Annotated in this window: 17 protein-coding genes; 6 read left to right on the top strand and 11 right to left on the bottom strand. The window is 43.1% G+C overall.

The genetic code is table 11. From position 1 onward, the window contains the following. Positions 1 to 33: 33 nt before the first annotated feature. Both B5Y40_RS08890 and B5Y40_RS08885 read left to right on the top strand, forming a co-directional pair. Complete coding sequence (locus tag B5Y40_RS08890) at positions 34 to 291, top strand: hypothetical protein (protein ID WP_079686322.1); 258 nt, start codon at positions 34 to 36, stop codon at positions 289 to 291. After that, on the top strand, positions 275 to 1753 hold the full coding sequence (locus B5Y40_RS08885; protein ID WP_079686321.1) for a multinuclear nonheme iron-dependent oxidase: 1479 nt from the start codon (positions 275 to 277) through the stop codon (positions 1751 to 1753). The genes B5Y40_RS08890 and B5Y40_RS08885 overlap by 17 nt, the downstream gene beginning before the upstream one ends. A 110-nt stretch (positions 1754 to 1863) precedes the next feature. Here B5Y40_RS08885 and B5Y40_RS08880 read toward each other — a convergent pair whose 3' ends face one another. Then, positions 1864 to 3570, bottom strand: coding sequence for an amidohydrolase (locus tag B5Y40_RS08880; protein WP_079686320.1), 1707 nt, complete (start codon positions 3568 to 3570; stop codon positions 1864 to 1866). Between the two features lie 42 nt (positions 3571 to 3612). Between B5Y40_RS08880 and B5Y40_RS08875 the strand changes: the two genes are divergently transcribed. Continuing rightward, positions 3613 to 5484 (top strand): LTA synthase family protein, encoded by a 1872-nt coding sequence (locus B5Y40_RS08875; protein WP_143785661.1) that lies wholly within the window; start codon positions 3613 to 3615, stop codon positions 5482 to 5484. A 95-nt stretch (positions 5485 to 5579) separates the two neighbouring features. Then, the gene (locus tag B5Y40_RS08870) at positions 5580 to 6299 is read left to right on the top strand and encodes a hypothetical protein (protein WP_079686318.1); all 720 of its coding nucleotides are present in this window, start codon (positions 5580 to 5582) and stop codon (positions 6297 to 6299) included. Between the two features lie 60 nt (positions 6300 to 6359). On the opposite strand, the gene B5Y40_RS08865 is transcribed toward B5Y40_RS08870, so the two are convergent. Together B5Y40_RS08865 and pdeM are read right to left on the bottom strand one after the other, a co-directional pair. Beyond that, a complete protein-coding gene (locus B5Y40_RS08865; protein ID WP_079686317.1) occupies positions 6360 to 7517 on the bottom strand; it encodes a CapA family protein in 1158 nt (385 codons plus the stop codon). A gap of 67 nt (positions 7518 to 7584) precedes the next feature. Continuing rightward, the gene (pdeM, locus tag B5Y40_RS08860; RefSeq protein WP_079686316.1) at positions 7585 to 8232 is read right to left on the bottom strand and encodes a ligase-associated DNA damage response endonuclease PdeM; all 648 of its coding nucleotides are present in this window, start codon (positions 8230 to 8232) and stop codon (positions 7585 to 7587) included. Positions 8233 to 8490: 258 nt separating this feature from the next. Between pdeM and B5Y40_RS08855 the strand changes: the two genes are divergently transcribed. Next, entirely contained in the window at positions 8491 to 9903 is a 1413-nt protein-coding gene (locus tag B5Y40_RS08855; RefSeq protein WP_079686315.1) for an inorganic phosphate transporter, read from the top strand. 48 nt (positions 9904 to 9951) lie between these two features. On the opposite strand, the gene B5Y40_RS08850 is transcribed toward B5Y40_RS08855, so the two are convergent. The 7 genes from B5Y40_RS08850 to B5Y40_RS08820 form a co-directional block, all read right to left on the bottom strand. Further along, a complete protein-coding gene (locus B5Y40_RS08850; RefSeq protein WP_079687135.1) occupies positions 9952 to 11013 on the bottom strand; it encodes a protein-glutamate methylesterase/protein-glutamine glutaminase in 1062 nt (353 codons plus the stop codon). Positions 11014 to 11243: 230 nt separating this feature from the next. Continuing rightward, positions 11244 to 11621 (bottom strand): response regulator, encoded by a 378-nt coding sequence (locus tag B5Y40_RS08845; protein WP_079686314.1) that lies wholly within the window; start codon positions 11619 to 11621, stop codon positions 11244 to 11246. A 462-nt stretch (positions 11622 to 12083) separates the two neighbouring features. Next, a complete protein-coding gene (locus B5Y40_RS08840) occupies positions 12084 to 13172 on the bottom strand; it encodes an ATP-binding protein (protein ID WP_079686313.1) in 1089 nt (362 codons plus the stop codon). A 31-nt stretch (positions 13173 to 13203) separates the two neighbouring features. Then, positions 13204 to 15894 (bottom strand): PAS domain-containing protein, encoded by a 2691-nt coding sequence (locus tag B5Y40_RS08835; protein WP_079686312.1) that lies wholly within the window; start codon positions 15892 to 15894, stop codon positions 13204 to 13206. A gap of 117 nt (positions 15895 to 16011) precedes the next feature. After that, positions 16012 to 16761: a LytR/AlgR family response regulator transcription factor gene (locus B5Y40_RS08830; RefSeq protein ID WP_079686311.1), complete on the bottom strand. Its 750-nt coding sequence runs from the start codon at positions 16759 to 16761 to the stop codon at positions 16012 to 16014. Between the two features lie 42 nt (positions 16762 to 16803). Further along, a complete protein-coding gene (locus B5Y40_RS08825; RefSeq protein ID WP_079686310.1) occupies positions 16804 to 20631 on the bottom strand; it encodes a PAS domain S-box protein in 3828 nt (1275 codons plus the stop codon). A 144-nt stretch (positions 20632 to 20775) separates the two neighbouring features. Then, positions 20776 to 22272 (bottom strand): sensor histidine kinase, encoded by a 1497-nt coding sequence (locus tag B5Y40_RS08820; RefSeq protein ID WP_079686309.1) that lies wholly within the window; start codon positions 22270 to 22272, stop codon positions 20776 to 20778. Between the two features lie 452 nt (positions 22273 to 22724). On the opposite strand from B5Y40_RS08820, the gene B5Y40_RS08815 reads away from it, so the two are divergent. Then, entirely contained in the window at positions 22725 to 24113 is a 1389-nt protein-coding gene (locus tag B5Y40_RS08815; RefSeq protein WP_079686308.1) for an alanine/glycine:cation symporter family protein, read from the top strand. Here B5Y40_RS08815 and B5Y40_RS08810 read toward each other — a convergent pair. Beyond that, entirely contained in the window at positions 24085 to 24930 is an 846-nt protein-coding gene (locus B5Y40_RS08810) for an HAD family hydrolase (RefSeq protein WP_079686307.1), read from the bottom strand. The genes B5Y40_RS08815 and B5Y40_RS08810 overlap by 29 nt on opposite strands.

The raw sequence follows: 24930 nt of genomic DNA, 5'->3' as shown, positions 1-24930 counted from the left end.
AAGAGTAGGCAACTTCCTATAAATCCGTTTTGTATGAAAAAGTTGAAAAGGAATTTCGAACCCGTTACCTCCTCACCTCCTATCGTGAGAGTAACTGTACCTGCCTCGGTTGCCTATAACTTCGAGCAGCTGACAAGTGTTACGCAAAAGATTTTAGCACAACTCGGTTGTGCACCTTGCCATTCTGGTCGCTTCATTCTGTATGAGATCGAAGATCGCTTTGTGGTAAATGAAAATCTGGAGGTACGACCAATTTTTGATGACGTAAGAATCAATGAAAAAGTTTTCTAACACCGGTGGCGTTGGACTGATTCATTTCGCAGGTCTTGAGCCTGTAGTAGAATCACTTTCCAGGTATATAGATGTTCTTGAGATTGAACCTCAGGCATCTTGGTTCAAGGAGTCCCTGGAAAGTGATTCCTTTATAATCGACCAGAGAATTACATCTTTTCTGCGCGATTGTCCGCAACCTAAAATTTTTCACGGTGTCGGTTTCCCGATTGGGGGAACTATACTTCCGCATGCCACGCATTTTAAAACGTTGCAAGAACATGCGCATATACTTCAACCACTATATATCAGCGAGCATTTGAGTTTCAATAAGTATACTGATGCTGCCGGTACGATACACCAGGCAAATTTCCTATTGCCTCCCGTTCAAAATGAACAGGGAATCACTGCAGCCGTGCGCAACATCCGATACTACAAAGAACAAATCGATCTGCCCTTTGCCTTTGAGACCGGAACGAATTATTTACACCCGCAGCCCGGTGAAATTCCGGATGGCGAATTTGTAGCACGCATCGCAGAAGAAAGCGATTCCTATATATTGCTAGATCTGCACAACCTGCTCGCCAACGAAAAAAATGGCAGACAAAAGGTGAGAGACTTTATAAAGCAATTACCATTGGAACGCGTGATTGAAATTCATCTCGCAGGTGGCATGTACTATAAAGATTATTATCTTGATGCACATTCAGCGATAAGCTCTACAGAGTTGTTTGACCTGTCGCGGGAAATTATACGGATGCTTCCTGCTTTACAAAATATAATTTTCGAGATGCTTCCGGAAAATCTGAACAGAACGATTTCTATGACGGATATTGAAAAGCAGCTCATCGAAATGCATACGCTGTGGGATGTACGAGGATCTGCATCCAAACAAACTCAATTACAACGCCCGATTAGCGATTGCACAAATACCATAACACCACAGCATTGGGAATATACTTTAGGAAGTATACTAAACAATCATGCTGAAGAAAACGAACTGACGAAGGCGCTTGTAAGCGATGCAGGAACACGAATCATTCAGGACCTTGTATTTGAATTCCGCGCCTCCGCTATATTGGGCAGTTTAAAAATGACTTGCCGGTTGATCAAACTATCCATTGGCAGTAAAAATTTTGATGCGTTGTTACGCGAGTATTGTGCCACGCATCCATCTGACCTTTTCATCTTTGCAAGCGCAGAGCGCTTTGCCAAATATCTATCAACGTTGAATTTAAAAATTCCGCACCTGAAGACGCTGTTGGAATTCGAACTGGCTTCATCCTATACCTATATCGATGGGAAGACGCGTACGGTAAATTTTAACTGTGATCCATTTATTCTGATCGAGTCGCTGGTGAACTATAAAAAACCAGTATTAGCTAACCGCGTAGAAGCTATATATGCTGTCGACATCCAGCCGGATGATGTCTATCAAAAAAGTAAACCCCTTATGCAGTACAATACGGTGTTGCATACCTGATCTATAGTCTACCGTTGCTTTAATCTTTAATCTGAAACATGTCACCTGATCACAACCTGAAGATTGAAAAATCTGAAGGAAGTGATCGGTGATTTGTGATTTATACTATATCATTTCTTTTCATATACAACCTTCCCTCCTACAATGGTCATCGCCACTTCTGTTTTCAGTATATCATTTTCGGGAACCGTCATGATGTCCTGAGAGAAGATTGTAAAATCAGCAAGCTTACCCGGTTCGATGGAACCTTTTATAGTCTCTTCGAATGCACCGTATGCCGCATCCAGTGTATAGGAACGAAGCGCTTGCTCGCGGGTCATTTTTTCTTCCGGTTCATAACCACCTTCGGGTTCACCTTTAAGTGTCTTGCGTGTAATGGATGCATAAAAGCAAGGTATAGGATTGATCGGCTCCACCGGGGCATCCGTTCCATTGACAATCTTTGCACCTGACTTTAACAACGTCTGCCATTTATAGGCACCTTCCTTAATCCGTTTTTCTCCCAACCTGTCAATAGCCCACGGCCTGTCCGATGACATGTGAATCGCCTGCATAGCAGGTATAACACCAAGGGTAGCGAAGCGTGGTAAATCTTTCGGATCTATATGCTGAGCATGCTCTATACGAAAGCGATGATCTTTGATCGATGTATTTTCCTTGAAAGCGATTTCATAGCGATCCAGGATTTCTCTGTTGGCCCGATCTCCTATAGCATGCGAACATACCTGGAAGCCATGCTTCAACGCTTCGCGCGATGTTTTCAATACAGTATCCATGGAGAGTGTGGCCATGCCTGAAAAATCAGGACGATCGGTATAGGGCTCCAGTAGCCACGCACCGCGAGAACCCAAGGCACCATCACAATTTAATTTTACAGAACGAATGGTAAGTATATTTGCAGAATCGATTTCCGGGCCGTGCTTCATCCATTCATATACCAGATCACGATCCCAACCTGTTACCATCACATACATGCGCACGGTAAGTTTACCTTCTTTTTTAAACTGCTGATATAGCGCTATATTTTCACGACCGGCACCTGCATCATGTAAACTTGTTATTCCATTACGCAGACATGCTTGTATAGCCAGGTCGAGTGCCTGCGCATCCGTCTCCGCGGTAGACTCCGGTATATTTTTGGAGATCAACGTCATGGCGCGTTCATTGAACAAACCTGTAGGATTTCCCAACTCATCGCGGATGATCTCTCCGCCTTCTGTATTGCCTTGTGCTATATTTTCTTTTGAAAGCAACGATACGCCTGCAATCTCCATAGCCTTTGCATTGGCTAGCGCAGCATGACCACTCGAATGCCACAAAAATACCGGGTTGTCTGGCGACACTTCACTGAGCTTGTTGTGAACCGGAAAACCCTTTACTATTTTCTCTGGCTTCACATCCCATTTGTCCTGGTGCCATCCACGACCGACAATCCATTGTCCGGGTTTTGCTTTATGCACAGCCTCTTCTACTTTCTGAACGAGCTCATCAAAATTCTTTATGTTCATGAGGTCGAGGTTCAATTCATTATAGCCAACACCAAACATGTGCGCGTGTCCTTCTATAAAACCAGGCGTCATGGTTCTCCCCTCCAAGTCAATCAGCTGAGTTTCTCCGCCGAGATATTGTGCTGCATCTTTCTCTGATCCCGCGAAAATAATCTTGTCGCCTGTTATTGCTACGGCTTCTACCACGGGGTTCCCCGCGTCTGCCGTATAAATTTTCCCACCTTTAATTAACAGATCAACAGGAGCTTGCTGTGAACATTGTGTAAAAAGTGTTATCGCGGCAAGGTATAGTAGCAGATATTTTTTCACGGCTGTACAATAAGTTTAGTCTGTTAATGTAAAGATAAATTATTGAAGAAGTCAGCAGCTATTATCTTTACGGATCATATTCAGGATATGCGCGCGCGACTCAAGATTTTTCTCCTATTGATTCTTTACTGGCTCGGATATATGATCGTTATACGCGGATTATTTCTTGCCTATAACTACGATCTCACCGCTCAGCTTACGACCACAGAAATATTTTTAACCATGCTTCACGGTTTACGGATGGATGGGAGTATGGCCGGCTACTTTCTGGCAGTATCCGGACTGTTGCTTACGGTTTCGGCTATTATTCCGGGGCGTTGGATTCACGTTGCGCTTACCTATACCAATCTTGTTTTAATGATCATCTCTACCCTGGTGGTTGTAACCGACATGGAACTATACCGGCACTGGGCCTTTCGTATGAATAATACTCCGTTCTTCTATATGGGCTCGGGTGCGTTGGGAAGTGTCAGTTCAGATGTGATTATAAAAGTCTTAATCATCTTCATGGCGATGATCGTTGTGATGGGCTGGATCTATATACGTGTAATCAAAAGTCGCACAGCGCTTCTTACTTTACCGGCACAGAAAAAATCTGCTTTTGTTCTGCTGGCATTTTCATGCTTCATGTTCGTGCCGATCCGCGGAAGCTTTAGTGTAGCGCCTATGAACACGGGCTATGTATACTTTCACAAAACCAAGAACTATGCGAATCATGCTGCCATCAATGTAGTATGGAACTTCATATATAGTATCCGTAAAAGTTCACGCGCTGGATATCCTGAAAACTTTTTCGATAAAGAGAAAACGCAGAAGTTATTCTCCTCGCTATATCCATCTAGTGATTCAACAGCAAGGTTGTGGAACGCACAACAACCAAATATAATCTTCGTCATTCTGGAAAGTTTTACGGCTGATGTTATCGAACCTCTCGGTGGCGTAAAAGATCTTTGTCCTAACTTCACGAAGCTTTGCCACGAGGGTATATTATTCGATAACTTCTACGCCAGTGGTGATCGCACCGACAAAGGATTGATCAGTATACTCAGTGGTTATCCGGCACAGCCGCAGACTTCCATTATTAAATATCCTGCCAAGACACAGCGCTTGCCGCATCTCAATCAATACCTGAAAAAGTTGGGATACAGAAGCTCGTTTGTATATGGTGGCGATGTGAACTTTGCAAACTTCCGTTCATACCTGACGATGGGAAGTTTCGATCACATTACCGGGATGGATGATTTTCCGGAGGATCTTAATACTTCAAAGTGGGGCGTGCATGATCACTATATGTTTGCACAGGCTTTAAAAGAACTGGATACAACGCGCGCTCCATTCTTTAAAGTAATTCTCACGCTGAGCAGTCATGAGCCTTTTGATGTACCCATGGAGCCCTATATAAAAGGAAATGATGAAGAATCTCTTTTCCTGAATTCATGCCACTATACCGATAAAAGTATAGGAGACTTTATAAAGAAGTGCAAGCAGCAACCGTGGTGGAGTAATACCATCGTAGTGTTTACCGCAGACCATGGACATCGTCATCCGGGGAACAAATCGCTTTTTACCAAAGAACGCTTCCGTACGCCATTGCTCATCATTGGCGGACCCGTTAAAAAAGATACCGTGATCCATACTATGTCTGGTCAAACGGATATAGCCAATACGCTGCTGGCTCAATTGGACAAGCCTTCACCTGAATTTACTTTCAGTAAAAATATCCTGGGCAACAAGACGGTGCCGTTTGCTTCGTTCTTCTTTACGGATGGTTATGGTTTTGTTCTCCCCGGAAAGCTGATGATCTATGATAATCCCGGCAAGCAATTCATAAAGGAAGAAGGTACCACTGAAAGCGACCTGGAGCTGAGCAAAGCGTATGAGCAGATGCTGTACAGTGACTATAACAAACGATGATGTGCCGTTTTGTTCTCAACGTTAACGCGCTATAGGTATAAAATATATTTGGACACTACAGTATAAACTGTACCCACACTATAAATCAAATCGATATGAGAAAAAATAGTATACTGGCAATTATTATGTTGATCGCAGGCACTGTGCAGGCGCAACAGTTCGGACTCTCCTTCTCGTATTTCATTCCAAAGAACGGATATTTCTCAACGCCTATCAGTCCATTCTCTATTCGTGGATTGGGATTTGACATCAACCGATTTGTGGCGTTGGAGACGGGCGCTTCTCTATATCGTATGTCAGGACTTAATATGAAAGACCTTCCATTCGAAAGTAAAGATCCTTTGATCGGACCTAACTTCACAATCTTTGTCCCGGTGGAATTAGTATTCCAACTCAAGGGACAATCCGTAGAGTTCGATATCAAAGGCGGTGTTTTTGGGTTTCATGGATTTGGACAGAGAATAAATTACGGAAATTTCGATCGCGCCATTCGCAGTTATGAAGGATGGCTCGTAGCGAACAGTGATTTAAATTTCAAGAACAAACCAGGTTGGGGATACCACGGTGGAGCAGAACTAACGGTATATGTAACGGATCAGGTAGGTGTATCCATTGAAACAAATTACCTGGTGGGCGAATCCAAGTTTCCATTGAAGGGAAGCTATACCGGAGGCAATACTACCCTCGAAACAAAACCTGTTGACTATGCCGATGCAAAAATTGATTTCACCGGACTGGAATTTTCCATCGGACTAATATTCAATTCTGGCGGAGGGCCTTCTGCTCCTAAAAAAATGAAACGGAGAAGAAGATAGGGTAACGTATAGCAGTAGGCTGTAATCTTTCAGGTATAACTTGTTTGCTATATCTATAGCTTACTCCTGCTTTATGGCCGGAGCCTGTGTTTCCTCTGGTATACCCAGTGGCATTGGAATGACTTTCACTTCCTCCACAGCCTTGTTATACTTCTTATATAGCAGTCTGGAATCATCTACAAAAACTTTATAGGCACTTTTCGATACAGCATCCTTTATAACGGCTGCATCACTTTCAACCTTCGGTGCCGGCAAAATATAGTAGTCTTTATGTACATCCGTAGTGCGGTATATCCATTCCAGGTAATATGCGGCACTGTCAATAGTCGTTAGTGCACTGTCAGGTTTATAGTTGATTTTCTGTAATTCTACGTAAGCCATAGCACCACCATCGGTATACCGTTTACGTTGTCCTGATACAAAGTTTCCAAGCGAGTATGCCACGAATTGATTTTTATCTTTCCGCCATTCCATTGGCTGTATCACATGGGGATGTGCCCCTATCACCAGCTGTGCACCATGCTTGAAACAGAACTCCGTAAGATTTTTTTGCTCCTTCGAGGGAAGACTTTGATACTCCGATCCCCAATGGGTGAATACTATAATGGCATCAGGTTTTAATTCTTTTGCTTTGTGAAGATCCTTTCGCATAATGGCCGTATCCAGGAGGTTGACGATGTTCGGTTTATATACCGGCAGACCATTCGTGCCATAGGTATAGTTTAGTATAGCCAGTTTAAATCCGCTCTTCTCAACTATCAACGGGTGATCATTCATACGACTTACCGTATCCACGAAAGTGCCGGTATGTGGAATTCTAAGACTATCCAGCATCATGATGGTGCGCTCCAGTCCCCTCTTGCCACGGTCAACGCAATGATTGTTTGCCGTCACCAAAACATCAAAGCCGACATCCTTCAACGTATGGGCTAGAGCATCCGGAGAACTAAACTGCGGATACCCTTTATGAGGCGGGCCGGCCAGTGTTACTTCCAGATTTCCAATCGCGAGGTCAGCACCTTCTATATAGGGCTTCACAAACTGAAAACAACTGCTATAGTCATACTTCTTCGCTGCAGGATCATAGGCAGAATTGATCTGCGAATCGTGTCCCATAACGTCCCCTACAAATAATAAAGAGAGCCTTGTAGTATCCTGAGCCGAAACCAGCAAGCAGCTCAGCGACAGAAGAGATGAAAGCAATGTTGTTTTTATCATAGCCTAAAGTTAAACTATAAATTATAAAACTTGCAGTCGAATATAAACACGCAGGGACAACAGATTGCTATAGTATGCTCACGTCTATCACTTTATCTTCAATGATCGCGAATACGCGATCTTCTTTTTTCGGTTGAATGCGTGCTAATCCTGTGAACATACCGAACGCTGGAAGCAGCGCGAGGTTTTTTCCAAAGTAAAAACACGGTAACGTAATCGCTTGTCTTGCTTTCCCGCGAAGGTAAACACCGGGATGAATATGACCGGCCATGTTATACTTTGATGCATTCTGTTCTTCGAGAGGATGGTGTGTGAAAATGAAATTATCGATCAGCAATTCATTGTGTATAGCAATGTTCTTGCGCGTATACTGTCGTTCACTCATGATGTCGTGATTGCCAAGTACAAGTTCGAAAGATATATTCCGGAAATGATTTACAACTTCACCGAACACTTCCCACTCGGTATTGTAATGACTATGGAATAAATCTCCCAGACAGATCAGTCTTTCGGGTTTGGTGCTCTGCAGCAGTTCAATCAGTACCTCAATGTTCCGGTCATTAGCCTTTGATGGCACGGGAATGCCTGCCTTTCGGAAATGATTCACCTTGCCCAAGTGAAGGTCGGCCAGCAGCAACGTTTTATTCTTTTTCCAATACAAAGCCTTTTGGGGGCATAAGTAAAATTCATCCCCGGCAATGGTCAACTCCGTCATGCTGTCCTCACTTTTTTTGGTCTGGGGGCAAGATAATATTTTCCGATATTCAGGACGCACTCGCCTTTATTTCGGGTGCCTTGAAAATGCGTTCCACCGCAGTTTTACGTGAACAAAGCGTGTCTTTCGAAATCATTTTAACCGCCTGATAATCAATATAATTAAAACAAATTAGGTGTGTTTGAATTAAAAAAGTTAACATAGAGGTAACAATGGGTGTTTGAATTCAGCTTAGATTGCGCCCGAATTTCAACTTTTATGTTCGAATTAGACCTTTCGTACTCTATTCTGTTAATTCTGTGTCTTATTGCTGCCTGCGGATTCGAATTTGTCAATGGATTTCATGATACCGCCAATGCCGTAGCAACTGTCATTTACACAAACTCTTTAAAGCCCTGGACTGCCGTGGTATACTCAGGCATCTGCAACTTTGCCGGTGTACTGATCGGAGGCGTTGGTGTCGCTGTCGGAATTGTTAATCTGCTGCCGGTTGAATCGTTGGTAGATCAAAATATAGCGCACAGCCTTTCCATGGTGATGGCACTTTTATTAAGTGCTATTTTCTGGAACCTGCTAACCTGGTACTTCGGTATACCCTGCTCAAGCTCACACACATTGATCGGATCGATCCTTGGTGTTGGTATAGCCTACTCGTTGTTACCGGATTCACGCGAAGCTGCTGTGAACTGGGGCAAGGCGCAGGAGATCGGTTTATCGTTGCTGATATCTCCGCTCTTTGGTTTTTCAATGACTATAATCCTGATGTTCCTGATCCGTAATCTGACAAAGAAAAAATCATACGGTGATAGTCTTTTCAAGGAACCTAAAAAGAATGCTCCGCCTCCAACATTGATCCGTGCATTATTGATCCTTACCTGTGGAAGTGTAAGTCTTTCGCACGGCTCTAATGATGGTCAGAAAGGTGTAGGATTGGTGATGTTGATATTGATCGGTATAGTGCCTTCTTACTTCGCATTGAATTCAAAAGTGGCTCCAAGTTCATTGACCGGTTCGCTTCATAAAATTGAGACCGTACTGGGCTCTATCGATGCTTCTCCTCTTTCAGCACCTGACCATGCGAAATTTCAATCAGCGCTGGACATGGATAAAGAACTGATTAAAAGAGTGGAAGGATTTCCTTCCGTGGAATCGATTAAAAGCAATGAGCGTTTCGTGATTCGAAAAGATATACTTCTCATCGATCGCTATATGAAGGAGCTTCTTGACAAATCTGAATTACGAGTTAGCGAAAGCGACAAGAAAATAATTAAGGACGAATTAAAGTCCGTCAAAAAAATTACGGATTACTCACCGCAGTGGGTTATCATCATGATTGCTTTATCATTGGGACTTGGTACCATGATTGGCTGGAAAAGGATTGTGAAAACGATCGGTGAAAAGATCGGTAAAGAACACTTGAACTATGCGCAAGGTGCGAGTGCTGAAATCATCGCTGCAAGTACGATCAGTATATCAACTTATTTATCGTTGCCGGTGAGCACAACGCATGTACTCTCATCCGGTATAGCAGGAAGTATGGTTGCCAGTAAAGGTGTAAAGAATTTGCAAGCTGATACTGTGCGGAATATTTTGATGGCGTGGTTGTTAACGCTGCCAGTGGTGATCGTTCTCTCCGGTACCTTGTTCCTGCTGTTCAGATCTATATTCTAGAATATACGCTTTACAAGATATAGCATCCGCATATATACACTGACATAATCAGGTATATATGCGGATTTTTTCTGGTATCTCCTGCAACGACAAGATTTGCTCTGCTGCGCCCAGCTTGATCGCTTCTTTGGGCATTCCAAAAACAATACAGGAAGCTTCATCCTGTGCGAATGTTTTTGCCCCCGCTTCTTTCATGCGCATCAATCCTTCTGCACCATCGCGCCCCATTCCCGTCATGATAATACCTAAAGCATTTTGTCCTACATGCTTTGCAACGGAATCAAAGAGTACATCTACTGAAGGCTTGTGACGATTCACGAGTTCGCCATCGCGAACTTTAATAAAATACTTGGCTCCGCTGCGGTATACCTCCATGTGCTTGCCTCCGGGTGCTATATAGGCATGGCCGCGCATAATACGTTCTCCATCGCTGGCTTCCTTCACCGTTACCTCGCATAATAAATTCAACTGATCGGCAAATGATTTTGTAAAGCCTGGTGGCATGTGTTGCGTGATCAAAATACCCGGGCAATTTGCAGGTATAGCTTTCAAAATATAGCGTAATGCCTCCGTGCCTCCAGTAGAAGCACCAATGGCAATAACTTTATCTGTGGTGTTATAGTGCAGTGATTGCAGATTGACATCTGGTTTCACTACCGGTATTTCTTTGTACGGTTCTCTGCTTAATCCGATGCGCTTCACGGGCGACATGAATGCGGCTTTGATAGCATCCGTCACGCGAATTCGTGAATTTTCCAGATGCTCTTTTGTATTTGTTACTTCTGATTTCGCCACAATTTCAATGGCGCCTAAATCAAGCGCACGCAAGGCAAGTTGACTGCCGTTCTGTGTGAGACTTGAAATGATAACAACGGGAATCGGATACTGTGCCATGAGCGCCTTCAGAAAAGTTAGCCCATCCATGCGTGGCATTTCTATATCGAGCGTGATTACATCGGGAATATTCTGCCTGATCTTTTGCGCAGCAAGGTATGGATCGCCTGCTGTATCCATCACTTCCAAATGCGGATCGGACTCTATAATCTCTTTGAGAGTTTGACGAACGAGAGCTGAATCGTCAATGATCAGAACCTTTATAGGGTGCTTCATTGGTTCGGGATGATGTTCGGTGAGTACGCACGTCTGCAACAAAGACAAATCAGCCTCTGAACATTATTAACGTCGACAATTTGATTGGCAGTGCTTACATTGAATTCAGGCAGGAGTATACTCACATCTTGTTTCTTTTTCCGGTCAGAAATATATAGCATTCCCCGGTAAAGTGATGGCAGCGTCTGAATTTACTTTTACGATAGAACGAGATTAGCGATACTCAACCATTATCCATGGCTGATGCTTTCTTCTATTTGCGCGAAGAATTTTTCTGAACGATAAGGCTTTCGGATCCATGCGGAAAGTCCTGCTTCCTTCGCATCGTTTATTTTTTCTGAATCGGTTTCAGTGGTAAGAAAGATCACTGGCATCTTGGCCATCGATGGATTCTCTTTAATCATCTTCAACAATTCGAAACCATTGCATTCCGGCATGTTGTAATCCGAAAGCACAAGGTTTATCTCGTTGCTTTTTTCAAGCAGCATCTGATACGCCTGCGTACCGTTTGCTGCACCCAACGTATTGTACCCTTTACGTTGCAATGTTTCGCATATAAAACTGCGAATGCTCACGTAATCATCTACAACCAGAATTGTTTTCTTCATAGTGAAATTGCTTACGCTATTGTTGACCACATCGCCAACAGAAAAAGAATGAAAAAAAAGATGAACTGTTTCATAGGGGTTTTATTTAATAACTAAAGTTGGCGATAGCATCCGAGGCATAAAACCTAAAATGATTGCGCGGGAGTATTGATTGAGCAGGTGGACGGATTCGGATTATCCGCTTAAACAGCGTGTGACAACGTTTACAGAAATCCTTCTCAAACTGATTCTTAAAAAGTGCTCTGGCTGAAAAAGTAAAAAGCTCCGGGCCGTCTGCCAGCGGAGCTTTTTTGTTTCCTGTAACCTAAACCCAAAACCTATAATTGTACAGGAGAATTTTACTGTGTATGCATAGCAAAGGTATTATCGATTGTAGCGTTCTGGTAGCCGAAATGAGTAGGTGGAGGTAATTTTTGAGTATGTGGACGATCCGGCAAAGCGATGATGTCTGATCTCCAAAAATTAAGCGCCAGCGGCATGAAACGGGATCAGCACATTCATTTCCTGAATATCTTCACCAAGGAAACTGATGCGGAGTTCAGCGTTCAAAGAAAGCGCAATCTTACGTGCTGCGTAATAATTTATGAGGCTTGGGAAAATTAATAACTCGGAGTATAGCGATGTCTTCTGACGAAGTGCCTGGCGAAGTTTATATTCGATTTGAAAACCCTCGGATTGTATATCTACCGAAATTCCTTCGCTTGTAGAAGAGCAATGGAATACAATACTTGCTGCATTGCATTTTGGCAAGCTTACAATATATAACAGTATATTATTCAAAAGAGATTGTACCAGGTGTTCGTGCATCCCTCTTGCACCGGCTTGCTGCGCCTTAAAGTGAAGATCGATTTCTTCCAGTGGACAATTTTGCACGAGTGTCTCGCGGAGTGATGTTTCCAATGACGAGAACTTCAAGTCACCGGAAGGCACTTCTGCTTCGTTGGACTCTGCCAGGTATAGCAATTTAAAAAGACGTTCATCGAGGCGTGAGGCGCTCGCATCCAGCATGCCAAGCATCATGTTTATCTCAGAATCATCTTTCCGCAATTTCATCAGGTTGATCAAACCACGCATGGTAGCAAGTGGTCCGCGAATATCGTGGGCAGCACGATAGATAAAGTTGTCAAGCTCTTCGCGATCATGCTCTAACTTTGTGTTGTGCTCGCGGACCTTGTCAAGGTTTTTAACCTTGAGTATAATATATCCATTGATATCGCTTACTACACCGAGGTAAAAACCTGAAATGCTAAACATCACATGGCGGTGCTGCGCATTGTTCAAGGCGACTACAATTTCTTCAAAGAATCCACGATTCAGATTATTCAGTAATAGATTCTGAAGATTGATTTCATGATTGAGAGAAGAAATGTTCCTGCCCTTGAGTTCACCAAGCGCATAGCCCAGTGCTTCCAGTACATCTTTACTGACAAGATCAATCTCAAATTTATTTGTGAGAATGATTGATTCGACAAAAACTGATGTCAGCTTTTGCCTGACCTCATTTTCTGATATCAATCCCAGCGAAATTTCCCGAAGCGAAGTCATTGCCATTTTATCTCACGTTAAACATCTAACTATACCTCTATGCCTGATGCTTCTTTATATATACATTCGTTAATTCGGGAAGCTTTAGTTTGGCAGCTTGCCGGTTATAGAGGATCGTTGCAATTTCATCATCTTCAAAATGATAGCGCGCGCCTATATATTTCACAATTTTACCATCTGCGTCTTTCACAGGCACAATGGTGGCATCTACCCAATAATGACTTCCATCCTTTGCACGATTCTTAATGATACCTTTAAAAGCTTCGCCCTTCTTGATGGTACTCCAAAAAATCTTAAAGAGCTCCTTTGGCATATCGGGATGACGAAATATACTATGCGGTTTACCGATGAGCTCGTCCCTGGTATATCCGGATACTTTGCAAAGTTTGTCATTCACCAGCGTGATCGTGCCATGTTCATCGGCTTCCGATAAAATCGTGGTTAGCGAGAATACGCCTTCGCGCACTTCAAGTTCACGGCTAATGCGGGCTGTCTCATTCATCTGGCGGCTCATTTCATCTTGCGTTGCAGCGAGCTCTTCCATATTCTGACGAAGTTCTTCCTGCTGTGCTTGTAATTCTTCAGATTGCTGCTGCGATTCTGCCAGCAGTTTCTCCGTTTGCTTCTGAAGGTTTACCTGTGTGGTTATATCTTTTGTAAAAAGACTCACGCCCGTAATCTCTCCGGAAAGATCGCGCAATGGATTATAGGTGATCAGGTAATGATGATCGAAATAATCGCGCGTCATCTCAACAACTTCTCCGCCCAATGCTTTTTTATAAGGCATCACAAACTCTTCTACCGCTTCATTTTTCGCCAGCTCGGTAATATGAAAGCCTACATCCATAGCTATACCTTGTGCCCGAAAAGTTTTTATCATCACGTGATTTGCCATTACTACATGCAACGTTTTGTCTACGGTTAGAATGGCATCGTCAGTCGCGTTCAGCATGTTGCTGAGGTATAGCTCCTTTTCCTTAGCTTCGTTGCGTGCGTTAACAAGCTCGGTGATATCTTTTGCAAAGCACGCTATCGCGTTTACTTCGCCTTTATCATTGCGGATCGGTGAGTATAAATTTATATAGTGTGACTGCACACCATTCATATCAAACGCATCGGTCACCTGAAACACTTCTCCTTTTAAGGCCCGGTCGTAATAGCTGCGTTGTTGCGCCTGCTGCTTTGCATCCTGTTGAAAAATAGAGAGCATTTCAAAACCTTTTCCAATGGAAAGTCCCATCGCTTCCAATCCAACACCAAAGGCTTTATTAAAACTTACTATTTTATAGTCACGGTCTAATGTAAAAATGGAATCTGCAGAGGCATTCAATATTTCATTGAGATATTGTTCTTTGCTTTGTACTTCAGTAAGCACGCGTTGCATTTCTTCCTGTGTGGCCGAAAGCTCTTCCATATTCTGACGCAGTTCTTCTTCCTGCTCCTTCATTTCTTCGTTTACCTGCTGAGCATCGTGCGCCAGCTTTTCAGCTTCGTGTCGCGCATTCATCATCTCGGTAACATCTTTTGCAAAACATGCCGTGGCAAATACATTACCCTGCTCATCTCGCAGCGGTGAATAGGTGGTAACAAAATAGGTTGTTCTTCCACCCATGTCGAATGACTCGGTGATGTTGAACGTCTCTCCTGCCAGCCCGCGCGTATAGTATGTCCGTTGTATATCGCGCTGTGGTCCTTGCTGAAATACGCTGAGTATATCCAGGCCTTTGCGTGGTATTGCTCCCATCGCTTCAACACCTGTGGCGAACGCTTTATTGAAACTTATAATGCTAAAATTGCGATCGACTGTAAAGATCGAATCTTTCGATGCATTCAGAACTTCATTCAGATACCCCTCCTGACTTTGTACTTCTTTGAGAATGCGTTGCATCTCTTCCTGCGTAGCAGCAAGTTCTTCCATGCTCTGGCGCATCTCTTCTTCCTGCGACCGCATCTGTTCTGCCTGCACTTGTGATTCGTGCAACAACTTCTTTGTGCGCTCACTTACTTTTACTGCAGATATAGTAGACGCGATGCTTTCACCAAGCTTCTCTACAAATTCGATTTGATATTGTTTTACCTCCTTGAAAGAAGCAATCTCTACAACGCCCAATACGTTCTCTTCAATTTTTAAAGGGACGATCAAAAGATTGCGTGGCAAGCCTTGTCCTAATCCGGAAGTAATGCGGATATAATCTCTCGGTATAGTCTTCAGGTACGTTGTGCTTTTTTCCATCACCACCTGTCCGATTATACCCTCTCCCAACGCAAAGCGTTGATTTAAATGTTTCTGACGATCGTACGCATAGCAGGCTACCAGTTCCAATGCTATATTCTTTGAATCCTCCTCATCAATGATATATAGTGCTCCCTGGTTTGCGTCCATATACTTAACCAGATGACTGATGATCTGATTTGACAAGTCGGACAGGCTATCATTTTTCGATCTTAAAATATCTGCAAAACGCGCCAGCCCTTCCGTTGCCCAATTGCGTTGTCTCTCTTCAGATGAAAATTTCTTCATCTGATTGCGCATGCTCACAAGCGATGAGGCAAGTGAATGCTCATCGTTATCCTGATCTATATTATCGTACTGTACATCCAGGTTGCCTTGTTCAATCGCCTTTACAAATTTTGTTGCTCCGATGATTTGTTGCTGATGCTGAGAAAGTTGAAGACGCAATGCATTAAGTTGGGTCTTCTTAATGACAGAATAAGGGAATACTTTCATTTGGTAACTGAAATTTCCCGCAAGGTACCTTCGCGGCAACAACCAGATGATTCTTAATGAGTAAGTGGACGGTTTCTTTGAGTACTCGGAAACGCAAGAAAGAACGGAAACGATGCACTACATTTTGGCACCAATGCGCGCGAGGAAGCCTTCTTTTTTGCGCTTGGATACATCCAGGGATTTATCATTCGTCATTACAACATAGCCACCTTCTCCTCGCACATACTTTTTAATAGCATTCAGATTGATGAGGTAAGAATTGTGGATACGATAAAAATTATGATCGCTCAACATATCTTCGTATTCCTTTAGTGTACGACTTACCACGTATTTCTTTCCATCGGCAACGGTGATTTCAGTATAATTACTCGAAGCTTCACAATATAGGATGTCTTGCGTTTTTACAAATATTAAACCATCCGAGGTTGGCAGTGCAAGTTTATAGTTTTCAGGAATGTTACTTTTCAGATTCTGCATCAACTGCTGCAGGCGTTGTGAGATTGAATCATTCATACGCTTCTCAACCTTGGAGAGCGATCGCTTCAATTCTTCAATGTCAATGGGCTTGAGCAAATAATCTATAGCTGCGAACTTAAATGCTTTGATGGCATATTCGGCATAAGCGGTTGTGAAGATAACTTCGAAATTAAAATCACCAAGTTGTGTAAGCAGATCAAACCCGGTTTCGCGTTGCAACTGAATATCAAGAAAAACAACGTCCGGCTTATGTTGTTGAATGGACTGAACAGCTTCTGCCACATTTTGACATAGTGCTTTAACAGTGACATTATCACAAAATTCTTCCAGCAAAATTTTTAGACTCTCACGGCTTTTCAGCTCATCGTCTACAATTATAGCGTTGATCATAGTTTGGGCTTACACAAGTTAAAAAAGTAAACCTTCATAACCTCAGAAACGGACCCAAATATTTACGCGTGTCCCCAACGGCTGTCCTAAAGCATCCTGTAAATCCTGAATCTCAAAAGCAACTTTGTCACGCTCGTTGATCAACCGAAGACGCTCCTCTGTTAACACAGTACCCATCGAGTTATGCTTCGGAAAATTCTTTGCACGCAACTCCTGTGCAGCAGCACGACCGATTCCATCATCTTCTACACTGAACAGCACACGATCACCATCACTTTGGACAGATATTTTGAGAAGACCTTTTTCCTGTTTGGAGTACAAGCCATGCAGAATGGCATTCTCAACATAAGGCTGAATAAGCAGCGAAGGGATTTCAATATTCTCAAGATCAAGTGCCGGATCAATCACCAATGAAAAATCAAACTTGTTTTCAAAACGTACCATCTCCAGATTGATATAGTGCTTGAGCAGGTCAAGCTCATCTGCAATACTAATTTTGTCATTGACAGAGTGTGTCAATACACCGCGGATAAGTTTTGAAAATGTAGAGAGATAACTGATGGCATTCTGACGATCGTTCTTGGCAATAAAATATTGAATGGAGTTTAATGCATTGAAAATAAAATGAGGATTCATCACCGAGCGCAATGCCGTTAACTTCAACTCACCAATTTTTTTATTGGCTTCCGATAGTTCCTCCGTCTTTTTCTTCTGCTCCGTGATATCGCGGGTATATATAGAGGCACCCACGATTCTGCTCTTCTCAATAATCGGGTGAACGGAATTTTGTGTAGTTATTATTTTACCTTCATATTCTTCGAGTACGGATTCACCGGTGAAGGCCCGATTGTATAATCTGACCCAGTAATCAATCAGATAGTCCGGAAGTTTTCCGCGTGAAACTTCAACCATGTTTTGTCCAACACTATATTCAAGTCCGTAAAGGCTCTTCATGGTCTGCACAAACACTTCATTAATGGCGGTGATGCGATAGTCCATATCTACCGACCATATACTTAGATCCGTATTGTTGATAATCGCGTTAAGCTTCGTTTCATTCTCACGGATTTTATCTTCAGCCAGTTTTTGTTCAGTGATGTCTTCTGCAAAAACCGTTACTCCGGTTATACTCTCTTTCCCTCTGATCGGACTGATGGAGTATTTGAAATATAGGTTGTTCTGCTGTTCCTGGAATTCGTAGGACTCTCCTGCACAAGCGCGGCTATACCGTTCTTTCCATGCTTCGCGGAGTCTGATAGCATCAGGTCGATCAGCGCTATCCGGAACAATGGATTGACCATATACTATATCAATGCCATAGTTTTGTTTTATAAAGTCTTTGAACGTTTGATTGCAAATGATAAGCCGATGATGGTGGTCAACAGCCCACACCAAAAATTTCGTATTGTTAACAGTAGCATGCAGATTCGCTTCACTCAACATCAATCGCTCTTCAGCCTGCCGCTTGCTGGTGATATCATTCATGTAAGCCGTTATACCGCTGATCTCACCTTCCACAAAAATCGGGTGCAGTACACAATGGTATATATGATCGTTTGCTTCAATGTCAAACTCTTCGGTGCTGCCACCTTTTACAATTTCGTATTTACTTCGCCAGAAATTGCTGAACGATGCGGGGTTTATGAAATCAAGAATAGGCATCCCTATAAAAAGATCCGTCTTCTGAAAACGTTTAAAGTACCCGGCAAAGCGACTGTTGAACCGAAGCAATTTATAGCGGATATCTACTGACCAGATGAAGTATTCGGTGTGGTTTAAAATGGATTGGAGGTTGGCCTCGCTCTTCACCAGGTTTTGTTCGATGATCTTTTTCTCCGTTGTATCACGCACAATTACGAGCAAATGATTTTCACCATGCAACTGGATACGCTGTGCAGATATAGTACCGAGAAAGTGCGTACCGTTCTTACGAAGGAAAACGGAGTCAATGGAAACCGTGTCTTGTACGGACAACGTCTTAAAGTATTTATCGCGGTCTTCCTGTATAGCCCAGAGGTTAAAGTGCTTCGATGATTTTCCAATAACATCCTGACGAGTAAAGCCGGCCAGGGACTGTAACTTCTCATTCACTTCAACCAGAACCAGATCGCGTTCGCGGAAGATGAGCATCAGATCAGGATTCAAATCGAATGATTTACGAAAGCGCTCTTCGGCATTTCTCCGCTCTGAAACATCGCGTACAACGGACAGGATATACGGTATACCTTCAATCTCCAGCCGATTGCTCGAGATGATCACAAAAATTACACTGCCATCCTTTCGCAGCCACGGACACTCGATCTCCACCACTTTATTCTGCCGGTAGCGCTCGAAGAAATTGATACGATCTTCATTGCGAACAAAGAACCCTATATCACTGGCTTTTTTTCCAATGACTTCATGCCGCTTATAGCCCAGCACAGATTCAATGCGTTCATTTACATCGGCAATCATCAGGTCGCCTTCGCGGACGATGGTCATCAGGTCTGGGTTGCTGTGAAAGGCGCGTGAGAATTTCTGCTCACTGGTCTTCATCCTTTCTTCGGCTTCCTTCAGATAGGTAATATCGAAGACAAGCCCCACCATACGGTGTGCTATATTTCGATGCAGTACAGGATACGCCGTAATCCGTACCCATTTTTTATACCCGAGCGGTGTAGATATACTTCCCGCTATATCAAACGGAACATCATGCTGTAATTCCATCCGGTGAAAGGCCTCCTTTAGCAACTCACGCCCGGGTGTATCAAAGAGGTCTTCAATCACGCGAAGATCGTTTGTATTAAAAGTCTGGTCTACACCGAATATATTATACATCTCGTTAGACCAGAACATCGTCTTTTTTTCAGGATCGTATTCCCAACTGCCAATACGGGCAAGCTTCTGCGATTGATCCAGTATAAACTCCCGCTCTGAAAGCTGCTGCACATGGTGTGAGAGTTGATCATTGCTTTGTCTGAGTTCTTCTTCGGTTGTTGCAAGTTCCTCTTCACGCACGCGCAATACCTGGTTCAGCATGCGCTGTTGTTCCAGCGATCGTTCCAATACCTCCTCGCGGTTACGTTCTCTGGTTATATCAATCCAGCTTCCTACAGCCCGTATAGCTTTACCAGTTTCGTCACGATCAAATGTACCCTGGTCGATTACACAAACGGTCGATCCGTCTTTTCTGTAAAACCGATATGTATCAAAAAAATTTTCCTCTGTGGCAGCAGCACGTTCGAAATTCTTCGCTACGCGCTCACGGTCGTCTTCATGTATAGCGTCTATCCAGTCCTGTAAAGTATAATTAGGGTCGTTAAAACCGAATTCTTCCAGTGTTGTGTTTCCGGCACTCCAATACAATCGATCATTCAAAAAATCCACTTCCCACATTGCGGCATTGGACAGCTCAGCAATTTTTTTAAAACGGTTCCGCTCATCTTCCAGCTTAACAACAAGTTCTTCCAGCTTTTGATCACGAAGACGCGCGGTCGTTATATCACGCCACGAACCTATAGCACGTGTCACTTCGCCTTGGTCGTTTCGCAAGAAACGTATTGTATCTTGAATGAAATATACCTCGCGGTTAGCGCCATGGAAACGATACTCATGTGTATAGAAATATACCGCAGGCTTATGCAGCGATTTTTCAAACCCGCTTACAGCACGATCGCGATCTTCCGGATGAAGGTTGTTTTTCCAGAAGTCATCCGGCACTGTACCGGAAGGAATGCCATACTTGGATTGGTTGGAAGCGGATGCAAACCAGTATAGATGATGCTTATTGAAATCAATAACCCAGATCGCTTCCCCAATGGTATCGAGGATGGCCGAAAACAATTCCGGGTCGGGAAGTGTATGAAAATCTTTTTCAGTGATGTTATTCAATCGCCCTTACTTTATAATAGTTAAAGTTAAGAGACAGCCGGGATTTGACAAGGAATATTCAGCGATCAAATCATCGCTTACGCCATGTAGTGCGAAACCTCAACGAAATAACAAAAGAGCTTGCTAATAAAGGATCGCCTTATATTACGCACACAGATTCGGAACCTCAATCACAAAGGTAGTACCCTGCCCTACTTTTGATTGTACATTTACAGTTCCCTCCAGTTTTTCCAGTACACCTTTTACGATATATAGTCCAAGCCCTGAACCTTTGCTATCCGCATTGGCACGGAAGAACATTTTGAAGATCTTATCTACATATTCCTCGGGAATACCAATACCGTTATCAGAGAAACGAAGTGTTGCTTTGGCAGCGTCTACCTGTATATCTATTTTCAGATACGAATCGTCCTTGCGCGTGTCGCGGTAGAGAACAGCGTTCGATATAATATTATTAAACACCATCAGCAGCCTGCTATAGTCTGAACAGAATGGCGCTGTCACGGTAATGTTGCGTATACTTTGCACCTTGTCGGCACCCTCCATATACTTTAATGTATCGATCGACTCCTGGAGCAATTCATTAAAGTCAATTTCCTTTTGCATCACATCCATGCGCGCGTTACGCGAGTAATGAATGATATCGGAAATAAAATGATCAAGCTTGTTAACGCTTTTTTCGATCAACGCCAGATACTGATCTGCATTTTTCTTTTCAGGATCGAGCTTGATCATATTGAGTAAACCCTTTACAGACATAAGGGGTGCCCGAAGATCATGCGAGGCACTATATACAAAACGATCAAGTTCAGAGTTGATCTTGATCAGCTCTTCATTTTGTCTTTTTAAAAGATCTTCTGTGCGCGTCTGGTTTGTAATGTCGCGTGAGTACATTGTTAAACCTGTTACTGTTCCGTTCTCCACTATAGGATAAGTTTTTATTTCAAAAGTTCTAGTATCCTTTTCTATCTGGTATGTATCATAATATTTACCAGGTCTTCCTTTCAATCCACTTTCATAACGACTGCGCCACATCTCGCGCACTTCCGGCAATTCTTCCGGTATCAACTCCAGTATACTGGCGCCTCTCAGCAACCTAACGCCATAAGCTTGTTTATATTTCTTAAAGAATTCTTTATTGAAGTCGATCAGTTCAAAATCGGTGTTCACTAACCAGATGCTGTCTTCAATTGTATTTAGAATCGACCGAAGGTTCGCTTCGTTCTCGATGATCTTTTTCTGATACGCTTTACGAACCGTTATATCACGACTGAATACCGATATAATTTGTGAGCCATCCGGTCGTGTACTGGATTTGAAATGTATCTCCCAGTAGTAATTGCGTCCGTCTATTTCAAAAACATCTTCTACTTTAATAGCAGTACCACTCAACGCTACCATGCAACGACTTTTCCATTCCTGGGTAAGCTCTACATTTACCCGTTGCATAGACTCTATGATTGATGTACCCTTCTTCAATTCTATACCATAGGTCTCTATAAAGATCCAGTAGAAACCTGAGTTGAGATTTATGATATTGAAATCTTCATCCAGCAATAAAATATTTGAGTCAGCATCTTCAATGATCGAAGTAAAAATATCCTGCCACACGCTTATCTCTGCATGTTCAAGCATTGTCATACGCTTATAAGTGTTTTGTTGATAATTATCAGACCCGCTCAACGTCCGCTACATTTTAAAATACTATTCATGATCGCAGAATATTGTCTGGCAACAGACCTATTGACACATCTTTGAACGCATACGTTGGTTTATGCGAATGCACTTGTGGTTGCACCAGGAATATCAGAAAGTAAGATCATGGCGTGTGTACGCATACACCACGATTTGGGATGCATTGGCGGCATAAAAAATTGTCACTCTTTCGGTTCAACCTGATTTAAAAACTCTGAAGCCACATTTTCGTGGGGCTGGTCCCTGAAAAAAATCATACTGTATTTTCCGTGTTGAACAATTTTCTAAAAAAGATGGACGCTTACTGTAAAGTGTTAAAAGGATAATTCTACCCTTCTTCACAACGTTTAAACGGGTAAACTATAATTTCCTATCTTTCCGAATTAACGCGATATCCTTTGCAAGATTTCAATCAACTTTTAGCCGACATTGCTTCCTATACCTGGTGGCCTGTTTTATTCCTTATTATCGGTGGTGGACTTTTCTTTCTGATATACTCCGGCTTTGTTCAGTATAAATATTTCATACATGCCATTCATGTGTTGATGGGCAAGTATCATGACGTTAACGCTCCGGGACAGATCAGCCCCTACAAAGCATTATCAACGGCACTGGCTTCCACGGTTGGTATGGGTAATTTATCAGGTGTAGCAGCCGCTATAGCGATGGGTGGTCCGGGTGCATTGTTCTGGATGTGGGTCACATCTTTCATAGGTATGTCCACGAATTACTTTACCAGTACACTCGCGAGTATGTATCGTGGTAAAGATTCAACAGGCGAATTACAAGGCGGCCCGATGTATGTGATCCGCGAAGCGCTCGGAAAAAACTGGCAGCCATTGGCTACTCTTTTCTGTTTGTGTAGTCTGGTAGGTATGCTTCCCATCTTTCAAGCTAATCAGCTTACACAAGCGATTATAGACATTGGATTGAAACCAATGGGTATAGAAGAGCATATGTATATGATCGGTAGTACTCCCATCAGCATTCAAAAATTCATCATCGGAATATTTATTACTATACTGGTATCGGTCGTTATTATAGGAGGTATACAACGCATTGGGAACTGGGCTGGAAGGCTCGTACCGCTGATGATCATTCTGCACTTTATTTCTGTAGCGGTGATTCTTATTGCGTATGCCGACCAAGTGCCATACTATATCAAGCTTGTTTTTACAGATGCATTTGCAGCAGAACATTATCATGGTGATCCGTTTTTAGGAGGTGTGCTGGGTGGTATCATTATGCTGGGTGTTCGCAGAGCAACCTTCTCCAACGAAGCCGGCATTGGTACTGCGCCTATGGCAATGGGAGCCTCGATCAGCACGGAGCCTGTACGGGAGGGATTAATATCGATGTTGAGCCCGGTAATCGACACGCTGATATCATGTTCGCTTACGGCCTTTGCAATTTTAGTAACCGGTGTATGGCAAACGAAAAATGTCACCGGCATTACGCTTACATCGCTCGCATATCGTGCTGCGATGCCTTCGGGTGAATATATATTACTACTCTGCACATTTGTGTTTGCGATCAGTGCATTATTTTCCTATAGCTACTACGGAAGAAAAGCACTCTCCTATTTGATTGGTGAAGAACGAAGCCGGTGGTATGATTACTTCTACCTGTCGATGATCGTAGTGGGTGCTGTGGTTTCGATGGATCTCGTGCTAAACATTATAGATATATCTTTCGCATTGATGGCGATCCCAACAATGCTTTCAGGATTTGCGTTAGCCTCGCATGTAAAACGTGAGTCTAAAAAGTATTTTGAGAAGCTGAAATAATATACTTCTCAAGTATAGCCGCGACCCCATCTTCTTTATTCGAAGCTGTGGTGTAGCGCACCACGGCCTTTACTTCTTCGCGCGCATTTTCGACAGCAACGCCATAGCCTGCGGATTGCAGCATATCTATGTCGTTGTAGTTATCACCGAAAGCCATAGCCTGTTGTATATCAAGTTTATAGTATACCTGCAGTACTTGTATCAATGCCGATGCTTTTGAAATCGACCGTGGTGCGATTTCTATATAGGTTGATTTGGAGCGGTATATATGGATCTTGTCTGCGAGAGTTTCATTCAAAGCAGACTCCAAAGCATTCATATCTTCTTCGGGGCCCATGCACATTACTTTGTGCGCCCCGAGTCCCTCATTCTGCCAGCGTGATAAAACATCCTGCCACGAGGCGATCTGGGGCAAAACTTTTGTAACACGTGCTTCGCGCTCAGTCCAATGATCAACCTGTGGAGCATACCAGTGATCTTCGGTATATAAACTCACATGCGTTGTTTTCGTATTGACATGTTGTAGAATCGCCTCACAAACCGGAACTGGTATAGTAACAGAGTCTAGTACTTCCGGTGTTACTCCGTCAGCTTTATAACGAATAATATACCCGCCATTATAACAAATGAGTGGATGATCCAATATATCAAGCTCACGCTGGAGATGGCGCATAGCGCTTGGCATACGCGAAGATGCCAGGATCACCGGCATTTTGTCTTTTATACTTTTGATTGCCTGAATAGTTCGGGTAGAAAGCTCTCTCCTATTGTCCAGTAACGTACCATCAATATCGGTACAGATCGCGCGGATATCCAT

The sequence above is a fragment of the Ohtaekwangia koreensis genome, from assembly GCF_900167975.1.
Taxonomy (GTDB): Bacteria; Bacteroidota; Bacteroidia; order Cytophagales; family Cyclobacteriaceae; genus Ohtaekwangia; species Ohtaekwangia koreensis.
This window is presented reverse-complemented; position numbering and strand designations above follow the sequence as displayed.

Bases quoted from the DNA above. Each gene is read 5' to 3' on its own strand.
- pdeM (WP_079686316.1), bottom strand. From the start codon at position 8,232: ATGACGGAGTTGACCATTGCCGGGGATGAATTTTACTTATGCCCCCAA.
- B5Y40_RS08890 (WP_079686322.1), top strand. From the start codon at position 34: ATGAAAAAGTTGAAAAGGAATTTCGAACCCGTTACCTCCTCACCTCCT.
- B5Y40_RS08845 (WP_079686314.1), bottom strand. From the start codon at position 11,621: ATGAAGAAAACAATTCTGGTTGTAGATGATTACGTGAGCATTCGCAGT.
- B5Y40_RS08885 (WP_079686321.1), top strand. From the start codon at position 275: ATGAAAAAGTTTTCTAACACCGGTGGCGTTGGACTGATTCATTTCGCA.
- B5Y40_RS08855 (WP_079686315.1), top strand. From the start codon at position 8,491: ATGTTCGAATTAGACCTTTCGTACTCTATTCTGTTAATTCTGTGTCTT.
- B5Y40_RS08850 (WP_079687135.1), bottom strand. From the start codon at position 11,013: ATGAAGCACCCTATAAAGGTTCTGATCATTGACGATTCAGCTCTCGTT.
- B5Y40_RS08830 (WP_079686311.1), bottom strand. From the start codon at position 16,761: ATGATCAACGCTATAATTGTAGACGATGAGCTGAAAAGCCGTGAGAGT.
- B5Y40_RS08870 (WP_079686318.1), top strand. From the start codon at position 5,580: ATGAGAAAAAATAGTATACTGGCAATTATTATGTTGATCGCAGGCACT.
- B5Y40_RS08835 (WP_079686312.1), bottom strand. From the start codon at position 15,894: ATGAAAGTATTCCCTTATTCTGTCATTAAGAAGACCCAACTTAATGCA.
- B5Y40_RS08820 (WP_079686309.1), bottom strand. From the start codon at position 22,272: ATGACAATGCTTGAACATGCAGAGATAAGCGTGTGGCAGGATATTTTT.
- B5Y40_RS08840 (WP_079686313.1), bottom strand. From the start codon at position 13,172: ATGGCAATGACTTCGCTTCGGGAAATTTCGCTGGGATTGATATCAGAA.
- B5Y40_RS08865 (WP_079686317.1), bottom strand. From the start codon at position 7,517: ATGATAAAAACAACATTGCTTTCATCTCTTCTGTCGCTGAGCTGCTTG.
- B5Y40_RS08810 (WP_079686307.1), bottom strand. From the start codon at position 24,930: ATGGATATCCGCGCGATCTGTACCGATATTGATGGTACGTTACTGGAC.